The sequence below is a fragment of the Oxalobacteraceae sp. CFBP 8761 genome, from assembly GCA_014841595.1.
Taxonomy (GTDB): domain Bacteria; phylum Pseudomonadota; class Gammaproteobacteria; order Burkholderiales; family Burkholderiaceae_D; genus Telluria.
On sequence record JACYUE010000005.1, the window covers coordinates 1 to 13279 of the forward strand.

Genomic DNA, 13279 nt, shown 5'->3' on the forward strand with positions numbered 1-13279 from the left:
GACCGAAGTCTTTGGCACCTTCATCAAACGCCCACACTTATCGACTGTTAATTTTTAAAGAACTTTATTCGGTGCTTCATCTGCCGTTTGCTTCGAATCGTTTTGTTCGCTGCAGCAGAGGAATGAGATTATGCTCGACCTGCTGAGCTTCGTCAACAGCTTATTTTTCAGTTGTGTGACAAATTTGGCGCCATGTCTGCACGAAACTGCTTCGCTACTCCCGCAGCGTGACGGTGGTGTAGTTCGGGTCAGCTTTGATCTTCTCTTGTGTAAAGGGAAGGCTTGGCCAGCTCTTGCGCGAATACAGCAGCGTCTGGTCGGTATACCACGGCGACGTGGGATCGACTGACTGCCCATACGTCAGCATCGCCTGCGCCACAGGCCCCTGCTCGTCGAACGTCACGGTCTGCAAATAGCTCTGACCCCAGTGCGCGCCGACATAGCCTTGTGCCGTCAAGACACTGCGCATCGTCAGTGACCCATACGTACCTTCCTGGTTCCCATTGCCGCCATGCAGTGGAATACGCACGCCATTGCGTGGCTCGACCTGATAGTCACCCAAACGGCCATCAAGTGGCACGCCGAGCGACTGCAGCTTGTCCGCCGCCGTCCTGAGCGCTACCAGCATGGCGGGCATGGCCGCCGGCGCCACGCCGGCCGGCGTATTGACCGGATCCGCCGGATCGAACGGCCGTGCCCATTTGTTCGGGATCGCTGTTGCCAGCGCCCAGAATTCGCGGAACAGCACCGCGCCCCGGCTATCGAGATCGGCGCGCCGGTCCCACGCTTGCAGCGTCGTGCAGGCTTGATGCATCAGCGTGCTGCTCGCGCTGCTGCAGGCCGTCAACAACTCGGGCAACACCAGCTCAGCCGCATAGACGCGGTTCGAGAACGCCAGCGCCTGCATGTCAGCGAGGTTCAGCTTGTTGCGCTGGGCCAGCAGATCCTCGACCTGGCGGAACCCGATCCGCGTGCGCAGGCTTTGCTCGGCATTCACGCGCCCGTACAGCGGCGAATAGCCCAGCGGCGCCGGGCCAGTCAGCAGCGCCTTCGGATTGGTCAGCCAGTAACTATCGTTCGAATTGCCGACGTAATCGGTGCGCATCATCCACGGCGCCGTGGCCGGTGCGCAAATGCCGGCCGGCGCGCCCACATCCTGCCCCCAGCCGCAGCTGCTCTTTGATCCGTCGAACAGCAGCGCCGCCTGCAGCAACAGGCAACCGTTGACGAACTTGTCCGCATTCATGTGCGGCACGACACTGGCGTCCGCATACAGCGTATTGCCGTCACGGTCGGCCGCCACCGTGTTCACCCATGGCAATCCCACCACGTTGTCGAGCGAATCCTTCAGCGTGCGCACACTGGTGGCGGTGCCAATGCCCAGCCATTGCTCGAGCATCCGGGTATTGCTGCGATTAGGGTCTGCCAGCACATAGGCAGCCTGAGCAGTCCACGTCAGGCCCGCAGCCGGCCGGCTGATGACGGCACCCTGGTGGCTGAAATAAAAGGTTTTGGTACGCCGGCCGATCAGGCCATCGGGCAGCAGCGCCTCGACCGTCACCGTTTTCGACGTCATCGTGCGCCGCGCCCCGTCATACAGATAGGTGGTGCCGCTGGCGTCGCCGGGGTCCAGCGCCAGCCGGAACGTGGTGAAGTGATTGGCGAACGTAACCGTGTGACTCCAGGCGACGTCACGGTTGAAGCCGATGACGACGGCTGGCACGCCGCCGATGATCACACCCATCGCGTCGTAACGCCCCGGCACGGTCAGATGGGCCTGATAGAAGCGGTCGGTCGTGGTCCACGGATAGTGCGGGTTGCCAAGCAATAGCCCGCGCCCATTGGCGGACAAGTCCTTGCCCACCGCCAGCGCATTGCTGCCGAAGCCTTGCCGGTTGAGCAGATCGAGCTGCGCGACCAGCGACGACGCGTCGATCTTTCGCGGCGCCAGTTTGGCCAGCGTCACAGGTACGCCGGGAACCCGGCCAGCCGCAACGAAGTCGCGGGCAAAGGCCTGGCCCGATGCGTGCAGCGCCTTTTCCGCCACCACCAGCATCATGTCGTCGAGTGAAATCGGGCGCACCCATTTCGTGTTGGCACAGGCCGCCGGCAACTTGCTTCCCGCATCCTTCAGGTACCGGTTATAGCCTTCGACATAGCCTTCAAGCAGGTCGCGTGGCTCACGGGTGCCGCTGGCATACCCCGCGCGCAATTGCTCGATGTCGAGGTAACCCTTGAAGAAGAAGTCGCTGTCCTCGTTGTTCAGGTCCATGAACCCGCTGCCGCCGCCATACTCGTCCCCGGTACGCTGGCGTGGCCGTGCGTCGCCGCCAAAGAACAGCGAGCGCTCACCGCGCACGGTCAGCACCGCATCGGCGAACATACAGACATTGTCCTGGGCATAGGCATACGCCAGGCCATAGCCGAGGCTGCGGAAGTCGTCGGCCCGGACATGTGGCACGCCATACGTGGTGCGGGCGACGTCGACGTTGATGCGGGCGGCGGTGGCTGGGGGCGGCGGCTGAACGGCGGGGTCGTCATCATGATCCCGACCACAGGCGCCCAGCGCCAGCACGAGTGACATTGCAAGGAGGCGACGGGGCGCAGCAGGATGACGACGTTGCATGAGAGACGCTTTCTGCGGCAGGCGCCGCGCGATCGAACCATGACGAAGTAAAACTAATGCAATACTTTAATCCTAAAATAGTGCCGATGTGCTATTTCTCTCGCATGGACGCGGCATCAACGCGACAAAGCGGCACGCCAAAGCAAAAAAGCCCACCAGACACCTGGTGGGCTTTCTCTATATAACTAGCCTGACGATAAACTACTTTCACACTGGTTGCAGCACTATCATCGTCGCAAAATCGTTTCACGGTCCTGTTCGGGATGGGAAGGGGTGGGACCGATTTGCTATGGTCATCAGGCATAACTTGCTGGAAAACTGTTCCTCTACTGGGCAACAGGCTTCCTGAATTCCGGCTCGCATTCTAACAAGCAATTTCCAATACCGCCAGCTTTATCGCACACCCCATCAAAAACGCGGCAACGGCTGCACCGCACCAGCCTGCAAGCCGGCCTGGCGCATCGCCACCTGCACGGCCTCGATGCGCGCGGCCATCGACGGATGCGACGCCAGGTAATGCACCACGGCCGGCGTTGCCCCCTCCTCGCGCTGCAAGGTGGCAAACAATTCGGTGGCGCCGCCAGCATGCCCGTAGCGACATTGCAGGATAGCCAGTGCCTTTGCATCCGCAGCGGCTTCGCGGCCCCGCGAATACCCCGACTCACCCAGATGCTGCGCTGGGGCCAGCACGCCTGCCGTCCCGCTGCCGTCACCCGTGAGCACGGTGGCAGCAGCAATCAGCACCACGCGCCGGCCGACTGCGCGCAGGTGATCGCGGTTGGCCATGTGTGACAGCTCATGGGCCAGCACGAACGCCATGCCGTTTTCGGACTGCACACTGTCGAACAGCGCCGAGAACACGACCACCACGCCGCTCGGCGCGACCATCGCATTGGGCGTGTCCGAGCGGTTCACCCGCACCGTGACCGGCCCGCTGACGCCGGCGCATTGGCGCATGCCATCAACCAGGCCCTGGGCCCAGGCTTCGCGCGTGCGCATCGCCGGCTCGCTCGCGGGCGGTGTCCATGCCACCATCTGCGTCAGCTGTGCCTCGGTCTCTGGTCCCATCCGGTCCACCACCACATCGACCAGCCAGCCCAGCACCAGATAGCCCACCACCACCGCCGCCGACAGCCCGGCCAGAATCAACAGGAAATCCTTGAGCGGATGGCCGGGTGTGACGTTGTCGTTGTGCTCGGGCAGCGAAGCCTGGTATTTCATGGTGCGGCGCTCTGTTCTGCGTAATAGATGGCGGTGCCGTAGGCCAGGACCTCGACACCATTGATCTGCCGCTGGTTGCCCGTCAGCGGCATCGTTTCAAGGCGCACGTTGACGATCTCATGGGCGCCCGGACAGCTTTCCTTCAGCCGCAGCACCGCTTCACGCTTGGCGCGATCGAGCAGCGTTTCATACGACTGCACCGGCCCGCCCACCAGCGAGCGCAGCGCCGACGCCGCCTTCTTGAAGTGGTCGACTGCCACCACCACGCTACCCGTGACCAGTTCAGTGCGCGCCACCGGCCCAGACCCAAGCAGGGTTTTCAGCGACGTGGCCGGCAAGTGCAGCCACGTTTTTTCCCTGGCGATGATGGAGCGGTAATGCCTGGCTTCGGCCATGCGTCCGAAGACGTAGCCCAACCCGATCGGCACCGACCAGAAGACAATCAGGAAAATTAAGTCCATCAGCCCACCGTCACTGCAGTGCCGTAGACATAGATCTCGGCGGCGCCGGCTGCCACCGACGAGGTCGAGAAGCGCACATTGACGACGGCGTTCGCTCCCATCTGCGTGGCTTGCGCCTGCATGCGCTCGGTGGCCTGCACGCGCGATTCTTCCAGCAACTCGGTGTAGCCCTTGAGCTCGCCGCCAACCATGTTCTTCAGTCCCGCCATGATGTCGCGGCCCACGTGCTTGGAGCGCACCGAGCTGCCGGAGACAACGCCGTGGCACGCCGTGATGATCTTGCCCGGAACGGTTTCGATATTGGTCATGAACATGGAAGGCACTTTCTGAATAAGGGGTCGCCGATTGTAGGCGCCAATCTTTATTAGAAGCAATGCCGAATGCATAGTCACGCGATTGACTGCAGCATCACAGTAAAATACCGCCTTCAAACACCCTCAGCCTGCCGCCACCATGTCGATCCTGCTTACCACCCTGAACGCCCGCTACACGCACGCCTCGCTCGGACTGCGGTACCTGCTGGCCAATATGGGGCCACTGCAGGACCAGACCCGCATCCAGGAATTCGTCACCGGCGCCAAGACCGCCGATCTCGTCGAGCGCATCCTGGCGCATGCGCCGCGCATCGTCGGCTTTGGCGTGTATATCTGGAACGTCGAAGAAACCACGCGCCTGGTGGCAATGCTCAAGCGCGTTGCGCCTGCCGTCAAGATCATCCTGGGCGGCCCGGAAGTCTCGCACGAGACCGGCGAGCAGGAAATCGTCGGGTTGGCCGACTATGTCATTACCGGTTGGGGCGACGTCACGTTCCCCAAGCTGTGCGGCGAGATCCTCAACGGCCCGAAGCCTTTGATGAAGATCCACGCCGGCGTGCAGCCGCCAATGGACGCGATCGTCCTGCCCTATGCGCTGTACAACGACGACGACATCGCCAACCGCACCCTGTACGTGGAAGCCTCGCGCGGCTGCCCGTTCAAGTGCGAGTTCTGCCTGTCGTCGCTCGACAAGACAGCCTGGCCATTCCCGCTCGACGCGTTCCTGGCCGAGATGGAAGCGATGTACGTACGCGGCGCGCGCCTTTTCAAATTCGTCGACCGGACGTTCAACCTGAACGTCAAGACGAGCCTGCGCATCATGGATTTCTTCCTCGATAAAATCGCGCAGTATCCGGACGACCCGATCTACGCCCACTTCGAGCTGGTCCCCGACCACCTGCCCGATGCACTGAAGGACACCATCGCCAAGTTCCCGGCCGGCGCGCTGCAGTTCGAGATCGGCATCCAGAGCTTCAACCCCGAGGTGCAGGCGCTCGTGAGCCGCCGCCAGAACAACGAGAAGGCGGCCGAGAACATTCGTTGGCTCACGCAGCATGCCACCGCCCACCTGCACGTCGACCTGATTGCCGGCCTGCCCGGCGAAGACGTGGCCAGCTTCGCGCGCGGCTTCGACCAGCTGGTGGGCCTGGGCGCCGAGGAAATCCAGTTTGGCATCCTCAAGCGCCTGCGCGGTACGCCGATCATCCGCCACACCGAAGCCTTCGGCATGGTCTACGACCCGTACCCGCCGTACACCGTGCTGGCGACGGACAAGATCGACTTTGCGACCATGCAGCGACTGGTGCGCTTTGCGCGCTACTGGGATCTGGTGGCCAACTCCGGGCGCTTCGCCAACACCACGCCGGTGCTGCTGGGCGAGGCGCCGTTCGACAACTTCATGGCGTTCTCGGACTGGATCTACACGCGCACCGATGCGACGCACCGCATCGCGCTCGATCGCCTGGCCAAGCTGGTGGCCGAGTACTTACAGCTGCGCGGCATGGCGGCGCATGACGCGGCCAGCCTGCTCGCCAGCGACTACGCCGGCAAGGTCGACGCGCCGGCGCGCACGCCGCAACCAGTGGCGGATGCAGCACGCGCGGTGGCCCCGTCGCGACAGGCGCGCCACCTCGCGGCCTGATCGCGAAACCAACAATGTGGCAGCGGGCGCGATTCTCTTTTACACTGCCGCAATGCAGATTGAAAATGCGCCAACATTAACCATTCAACAGGCCGGCCAGGGGGCGGGCCAATCTGTCGTCGCCAGCGGGGTCTGGCAAGTCCACGGCCTGTCGCAGCACGGTGTATTGAAGGGCATCACGCGCCAGCTCGCGAGCCTCAAGGACAAATCAGCCTGCACCTGGGACCTGTCCGGCGTCGACAGCCTCGATCACATCGGCGCCCAGATGTTCTGGAATACCTGGAACAAACAGCGCCCGCCACGCCTCACGCTCGACCCGCGCCAGGAAGACCTGTTCAAGCGCATCGAAGCAGCCAGCAAGATCACGCTGCCGCGCCAGCGCGTCAGTCCCTTCGACTGGCTGATCAGGCTTGGCGCCGGCATGCTTGATTTCTTTGCGCACCTGCGCAGCTTCATTGGCCTGATCGGCATCGTGATCCAGGACCTGTGGCGCTTCGTGCGCCGCCCCGCTACCGGCCCGTGGCGCGAAATCTCGGCCAATATCTACCACTCGGGTTTCCAGGCGCTGGGCATCACGGCGATCGTGGGCTTCCTGATCGGGATCGTGCTGTCGTACCTGTCATCACAGCAGCTGCGCATGTTCGGCGGCGACGCCTATCTGGTCAACATTCTCGGCATGGCGGTGATCCGCGAACTGGGCCCGCTGCTGGCCGCAATCCTGGTCGCCGGCCGCTCCGGCTCGTCGATCACGGCGCAACTGGGCGTCATGCGCGTGACCGAGGAACTCGATGCGATGCTGGTGATGGGCGTCTCGCACGGCTACCGCCTGATCCTGCCGAAGGTGATCGCGCTGGCGATCTCGATGCCGCTGCTGGTGGTCTGGACCGATGCGATGGCCCTGCTGGGCGGCATGGTGTCGGCAAAAATCGAAATGGGCATGTCCTTCCGCTACTTCCTGCAAAAGCTGCCCGATGCGGTGCCGTTCGTGAACTACACCATTGGCTTGCTCAAGGGCGCGACCTTCGGCGTGCTGATCGCGCTGATCGCGTGCCACTTTGGCCTGCGCATCAAGGCCAATACCGAAAGCCTGGGCCGCGGCACCACGACCTCGGTCGTCACCGCGATCACGGTGGTGATCCTGGCCGACGCGGTCTACGCAATCATCTTCAGCAGCACGGGATTCTGATGGCCGACACCCAATCGCAATCTCCCCAGCGCCTGAACCTGCGGCCCGACGAAGACGTCGGCAAACCCGTCGTCGAGATCCGCAACCTGTGGACCCGCTTCGGCCGCACCGTCGTGCACCAGGACCTGAACCTCGAGATCTACGATGGCGAGATCCTTTCGATCGTCGGCGGCTCGGGCACCGGCAAGACCGTGCTGCTGCGCCAGATGCTGGGCCTGGAGCGCCCGTCACAGGGCAGCGTGCACGTATTCGGCGAAGACATCAGCGCGGCCAAGCCCGAGCAGCTGCAACGCATGCGCAACCATTGGGGTATGCTGTTCCAGCAGGGCGCGCTGTATTCGGCGCTGAACGTGTTCGACAATATCGCCCTGCCGATGCGCGAGCTGCATGCGCTGCCCGAAGACGTGATCCGCGACGCGGTGCTGCTCAAGATGGACATGGTGGGCCTGGGGCCGGAGCACGCGGCCAAGATGCCGGCCGACCTGTCCGGCGGCATGGTCAAGCGCGCAGCGCTGGCACGGGCACTGGCGCTCGAACCGCAGCTGCTGTTTCTCGACGAACCGACCGCAGGCCTGGACCCCGACCTGTCGGACGCCTTCGTCACGCTGATCCAGACGCTGCACCGCGAACTGAAACTCACGGTGGTGATGGTCACGCACGACCTGGACACGCTGTTCGCGCTGTCCTCGCGCATCGCGGTGCTGGCCGAAAAACACGTGCTGGCGGTGGGACCGTCGTGCGACGTGCTCAAGGTCGAGCACCCGTTCATCAAACACTTTTTCCTGGGCCCGCGCGGCCAGCGGGCACTGGAAGTGCTCGACGAGCGCCGGGCCCAGAACGAATCGGAGACACACTAGTATGGAAAACAGGTCACATGCGCTGATGACCGGCATCTTCACGATCGCCCTCTTGGTGGCGACGGTGCTGATCGGCCTCTGGTTCAACCGCGACAAGACCGAGCTGGTGCCGTACGAGATCGTCACCACCCAGTCGATTCCCGGCCTGAACCCGCAAGCGACGGTGCGCTATCGCGGCCTGGAAATCGGCCGCGTCGACACGATCATCTTCGATCCGCGCGTCACCGGCCAGATCCTGATTCGCCTGTCGGTCGATGAGGCCTCGCCCATCACCAGCACCACCTACGCCTCGCTGGGCTACCAGGGCGTGACGGGCATCGCGTTCATCCAGCTCAACGACGAGCGCACCGGGTCGCCGCGCCTGAAGACAGGCTCGGACGCGATCGCCCGCATCCCGCTGCGTCCGGGCCTGCTCGACCAGCTCGAGGACCGCGGCCTGGCCATCCTCGTCAAGGCCGAGCAGATCACGACCAGCCTCGACGAGCTGCTCAGCCCGGAAAACCGCGCCACGATGCTCGGTGCGTTCGAGAGCGTGGACCGCGCCGCCGACGCTTACGCAGCGATTCCGCAGCGGCTCGACCCGGTGCTCGACCGCTTGCCGTCACTGATCACCAAGGTCGACCGCAGCATGGACTCGATCGACACACTGGCCACCAGCGCCACCTCGATGACGCGCAACTACGACAACCTGGCCACGCGCCTGCAAGCGCCGGACGGCCCGATCGAACGCCTGAACAGCACCATCGGCGCGCTCGGCGCAGCCACCAGCGAGCTGGAACTGGAAACGCTGCCGCACGTGGTGCAGATGACCGACGAAGCACGCGCCTCGCTGCGCGCCGTGCGCCGTACCGCGAACTCGTTCTCCGACCGCCCGCAAAGCATCCTGTTCGGCACACCGGGCGACGCGCCCGGGCCGGGCGAGCCAGGCTTCGCGCCCCCGACCAAATGAGGACCACCGTGAATCTCCGCCCCTACCGCCTCGCCATTGCAGTTACCGTTGCTGGCGCCGCGCTGCTGGCCGGCTGCGCCAGCAACAAGGGCGCGCCCAATACCATCTATGACTTCGGCGCGCCGTCGGCCCAGGTGTCCACGCCCGTGCAACCGGCGTCGCTGCCCCCGATCGTGGTGATGGACGCCACCGGCGGCGCCGTCCTCGACAATGAGCGCATGGTGTACCGGCTGAATTACGCCGACCCATTGCAGGCCCGTACCTACGCCGGCAGCCGCTGGAGCGGCACGCCGCTCGACCTGGTCACGCGGCGCCTGAAGGTGCGCCTGGCGCAGGCTGGTGTCACGGTGCTGTCGGCCACCGACGCGGCCAACCGCGTGCCGATCCTGCGCATCGAAGTCGACGACTTCGTGCACGCGTTTTCCAGCACCAGCGCAAGCGAAGGGCAGATCCTGCTGCGCGCGTCGGTCCTGGCCGACCATCGCCTGGTGGCCCAGAAAAGCTTCGCGCACAATGCCCCTGCCCCGAGCCAGGACGCCGCCGGCGGCGTAGCCGCGCTGGCCGCCGGCACCGACCGGATCGCGCTCGATCTCAAGAACTGGCTGTCGACCCTCGACCTGCAGGGCAAATGAGCGACGGGGCCATCTCCGCCGAAGTCGCGGCCGGCCGCTCGCGCGGCTCGCCGATCGTGCGCGCCGCGCTGATGGCGTATCTGCTGCTGATCATCTACGCCAGCTGGTTTCCGTTCACCGGCTGGCGCGATACGGGCGTGGCGCCGCTGGCGTTCCTGAACCTGGTCAAGCAGCGCTACTTCACGGGCTTCGACGTCGGCGTCAATATCGCCGGCTACATCCCGTTCGGGATGCTGCTGGTGCTGTCGTTCTATCCCCGCGTGCGCGGCATCTGGGCGGTGCTGCTGGCCGCCCTGATCGGCATCTTCACCACGGGCGTCATGGAAACGGTGCAGAACTTCCTGCCCAGCCGCGTGCCGTCGAACCTCGACTTCGTCACCAATGCGGGCGGCGCGCTGCTCGGCGCCGTGCTGGGCGCCTTGTGGGCACCTGGCCTGCTCGATCGCAGCCGCCTGTTCAAGCTGCGCCAGCGCTGGTTCGCGCCCCATGCGAGCCAGGGGCTGGTGCTGGTGGCCATGTGGCCGCTGGCGCAGATCTACCCGCAAAGCTACCTGTTCGGCCATGGCCAGGTGCTGCCGATCGTCTCCGGCTGGCTGTCTTCGTGGTTCGATACCGACATTGACCTGGTGGCCATGCTGCGCCCCGGCGTGACGATGAGTGTCGAGCAGTACTGGCTGTCCGAGACCATCATCACCGCCTGCGGCATGACCGGCGCGGCGCTCACGCTGATGTGCCTCGTGCGGCGCGGCGCCCCGCGCTTCTGGCTGATGATTGCCCTGCTGGCGGCGGCGCTGGTGCTCAAGGCATTTGCCAGTTCGCTGCTGTTCCGGCCCGATAACGCGTTCGTCTGGGTCACGCCGGGCGCCGAAGGGGGCTTTTTGATCGGCATGATCATGCTCTCGGGCCTGGTCTTCGCGCCGCAGGTGGCGCAGCGGCGCCTGGCGGTGGTGACACTGGTGCTGGCGCTGGTGGTCGTCAACACGATTCCGGTGAACCCGTATTTCTCGTCGACGCTGCAAGGCTGGGTGCAGGGCAAATTCCTGAACTTCAATGGCGCGGCGTGGTTCCTGTCACTGAGCTGGCCCTTCTTCGCGCTCTGGTTCCTGGTGCTGCCGTCACATAAACTCAATCGCCAGTAAGATAATACTTCTGCCTTTTTCGACGAGAACGCCATGACCGACCAACCGTTTTACCAGCACCACGTCTTTTTCTGCATGAACGAGCGCGAAGGCAAGGATGCGCGCCAGAGCTGCGGCAAGTGCGGCTCTGAAAAAGCCCAGAAACACGCCAAGAAGCGCATCAAGGAACTGGGCCTGAGCGGCGAAGGCAAGGTCCGCATCAACCAGGCCGGTTGCCTCGACCGCTGCGAAGAAGGCCCCGTGCTCGTGGTGTACCCGGAAGGCGTCTGGTACACCTATGTCGATAACGAAGACATCGACGACATCATCGATACCCACCTGGTCGGCGGCAAGGTCGTCGACCGTCTCAAGATCTGACCATGAACATCCACTCGCAAAAATTCTATCTGGACGGCGACGCCGGCAAGATGCAATGCCTGCTTGACCTGCCCGATGCCGCTCCGCGCGGCATCGCGCTGGTCGCGCACCCGCACCCGCTGTACGGCGGCACCATGGAAAACAAGGTCGCGCAGACGCTGGCGCGCACCTTCGTCACGCTGGGCTACGCCGTGGCGCGCTTCAATTTCCGCGGTGTCGGTGAATCCGAAGGCGTGTACGACGACGGCAAGGGCGAAGTGGACGACATGGCCATCATGTACGAGCACATGCGTGCGCGCTACCCCGACCTGCCGGTCACGCTGGCCGGCTTTTCGTTCGGCACCTTCGTGCAGGCGCAGTTCGCGCTGCGCCTGGAAGCCGAAGGTCGCGCGCCCGAGCGCCTGGTGCTGGTGGGCACCGCGGCCGGCAAATGGCCGATGCCGCCTGTGCCGCAACACACGATCCTGATCCACGGCGAGCAGGACGACACGATCACGATGCAGCAGGTATTCGACTGGGCGCGCCCGCTCGATGTCCCGGTAATCATCATTCCGGGGGCCGATCACTTCTTCCATCGCAGGCTCGGCCATATTAAAAATCTGGTCGTTCAACTGTGGCGCCGTGACATTTAACGGTCACAGTCCCCTATAATCATTCCCTTCTCTTGAGGCAGTGCCCCCGGGCATTGCCTTGCGCTCTACCACCGCTCCACCTTTACAATGACGAACGTTTCCATGAAAAAACTGTTAGCGGCCTTTGCCGCCAGCCTGGTAATGATCTCGGCCAGTGCGCAAACCGTGCCGGCTCCATCCATCGCAGCCAAGTCGTGGTTGCTGCTCGACACCACGAGCGGCCAGGTCATCGCGTCGCAAGACCAGAACATGCGCATCGAACCGGCATCGCTGGCCAAGATCATGACCGCGTATGTCGCGTTTTCGGCAATCCGCGACAAGCGCCTGTCGATGAACCAGATGGTCAATGTGTCCGAGCGTGCCTGGAAAGTCGACAGCAGCAGCTCGAAAATGTTCATCGACCCGCGCGTGCCAGTCTCGATCAGCGACCTGCTGCATGGCCTGATGATTCAGTCGGGCAATGACGCCGCCGTCGCGATCGCGGAAGCCGTCGCCGGCGACGAAGCCACCTTCGTCACGCTGATGAACCGCGAAGCGCAGCGCCTGGGCCTGAAAAGCACACGGTTTGCCAATCCGCACGGCCTGCCGGACGCGAACAACTATTCGACCGCCGCCGACCTGGCCAACCTGGCCTCGCACGTGATTCGCGACTTCCCCGAGTTCTACAAGATCGACTCGATCAAGCAGTTCACGTACAACAAGATCACGCAGCAGAACCGCAACCGCCTGCTGTGGCTCGATCCGACCGTCGACGGCATGAAGACCGGCCACACCGATTCGTCGGGCTACAGCATGATCTCGTCGGCGCGCCGGCCGAACGGCAGCACGGGCGAACGTCGCCTGGTCGCCGTCGTGCTGGGCACCAGCTCAACCGAAGTGCGCACGCAAGAAAGCCAGAAGCTGCTGAACTGGGGCTTCCAGAACTTCGACACCGTCAAGCTGTACTCGAAAGGCCAGGCGATCCAGACCCCGCAGATCTGGAAGGGTTCGCAGCCGACCGTGAAGATCGGCTTCACGCGCGATATTCTGGTGACCGTGCCGAAGGGCGTCGCAGGTAAACTCAAGCCGGTGCTGGAGCGCCGCGATCCGCTGGTCGCGCCGCTGGCGCGCAATGGCGCGGTCGGCACGCTCAAGATGACGGTCGACGGCAAGCCGCTGCTGGTGCTGCCGGTGGTCGCGCTGGAAGAAGTCCAGGAAGCGAGCATCTTTGGCCGCGCCTGGGATTCGATGCGTCTCTGGATGCAGTAATCCTGTCATCAATGT

General features: G+C 63.8%; 13 protein-coding genes and 1 rRNA gene. 9 read left to right on the forward strand and 5 right to left on the reverse strand.

From position 1 onward, the window contains the following. Window positions 1-214 precede the first annotated feature (214 nt). The 5 genes from IFU00_21150 to IFU00_21170 form a co-directional block, all read right to left on the reverse strand. Window positions 215-2584, reverse strand: coding sequence for a penicillin acylase family protein (locus tag IFU00_21150; protein ID MBD8544789.1), 2370 nt, complete (start codon window positions 2582-2584; stop codon window positions 215-217). A 230-nt stretch (window positions 2585-2814) separates the two neighbouring features. After that, window positions 2815-2927: ribosomal RNA gene (gene rrf / locus IFU00_21155) — 5S ribosomal RNA — on the reverse strand. 107 nt (window positions 2928-3034) lie between these two features. After that, on the reverse strand, window positions 3035-3847 hold the full coding sequence (locus tag IFU00_21160) for a M48 family metallopeptidase (protein ID MBD8544790.1): 813 nt from the start codon (window positions 3845-3847) through the stop codon (window positions 3035-3037). Beyond that, a complete protein-coding gene (locus tag IFU00_21165) occupies window positions 3844-4308 on the reverse strand; it encodes a heavy metal-binding domain-containing protein (protein ID MBD8544791.1) in 465 nt (154 codons plus the stop codon). The genes IFU00_21160 and IFU00_21165 overlap by 4 nt, the downstream gene beginning before the upstream one ends. Next, on the reverse strand, window positions 4308-4622 hold the full coding sequence (locus tag IFU00_21170) for a YbjQ family protein (GenBank protein ID MBD8544792.1): 315 nt from the start codon (window positions 4620-4622) through the stop codon (window positions 4308-4310). Before IFU00_21170 ends, IFU00_21165 begins: the two co-directional genes overlap by 1 nt. Window positions 4623-4761: 139 nt before the next feature. Between IFU00_21170 and IFU00_21175 the strand changes: the two genes are divergently transcribed. The 9 genes from IFU00_21175 to IFU00_21215 all read left to right on the forward strand — a co-directional run bounded on the left by IFU00_21175 (window position 4762) and on the right by IFU00_21215 (window position 13264). Further along, window positions 4762-6264, forward strand: coding sequence for a DUF4080 domain-containing protein (locus tag IFU00_21175; protein MBD8544793.1), 1503 nt, complete (start codon window positions 4762-4764; stop codon window positions 6262-6264). Window positions 6265-6316: 52 nt separating this feature from the next. After that, window positions 6317-7450 carry an ABC transporter permease gene (locus tag IFU00_21180; protein MBD8544794.1) on the forward strand — a complete coding sequence of 378 codons (1134 nt, stop codon included), beginning with the start codon at window positions 6317-6319 and terminating at the stop codon, window positions 7448-7450. Next, the gene (locus IFU00_21185; GenBank protein MBD8544795.1) at window positions 7450-8307 is read left to right on the forward strand and encodes an ATP-binding cassette domain-containing protein; all 858 of its coding nucleotides are present in this window, start codon (window positions 7450-7452) and stop codon (window positions 8305-8307) included. Before IFU00_21180 ends, IFU00_21185 begins: the two co-directional genes overlap by 1 nt. A 1-nt stretch (window position 8308) precedes the next feature. Then, window positions 8309-9256, forward strand: coding sequence for an MCE family protein (locus IFU00_21190; protein ID MBD8544796.1), 948 nt, complete (start codon window positions 8309-8311; stop codon window positions 9254-9256). Next, complete coding sequence (locus IFU00_21195) at window positions 9253-9888, forward strand: membrane integrity-associated transporter subunit PqiC (GenBank protein ID MBD8544797.1); 636 nt, start codon at window positions 9253-9255, stop codon at window positions 9886-9888. The genes IFU00_21190 and IFU00_21195 overlap by 4 nt, the downstream gene beginning before the upstream one ends. Beyond that, entirely contained in the window at window positions 9885-11027 is a 1143-nt protein-coding gene (locus tag IFU00_21200) for a VanZ family protein (protein ID MBD8544798.1), read from the forward strand. Before IFU00_21195 ends, IFU00_21200 begins: the two co-directional genes overlap by 4 nt. Window positions 11028-11060: 33 nt before the next feature. Then, window positions 11061-11384: an NAD(P)H-dependent oxidoreductase subunit E gene (locus IFU00_21205; protein ID MBD8544799.1), complete on the forward strand. Its 324-nt coding sequence runs from the start codon at window positions 11061-11063 to the stop codon at window positions 11382-11384. 2 nt (window positions 11385-11386) lie between these two features. Continuing rightward, window positions 11387-12016 (forward strand): alpha/beta fold hydrolase, encoded by a 630-nt coding sequence (locus IFU00_21210; GenBank protein ID MBD8544800.1) that lies wholly within the window; start codon window positions 11387-11389, stop codon window positions 12014-12016. A 102-nt stretch (window positions 12017-12118) separates the two neighbouring features. Beyond that, complete coding sequence (locus IFU00_21215; GenBank protein MBD8544801.1) at window positions 12119-13264, forward strand: D-alanyl-D-alanine carboxypeptidase; 1146 nt, start codon at window positions 12119-12121, stop codon at window positions 13262-13264. Window positions 13265-13279 lie beyond the last annotated feature (15 nt).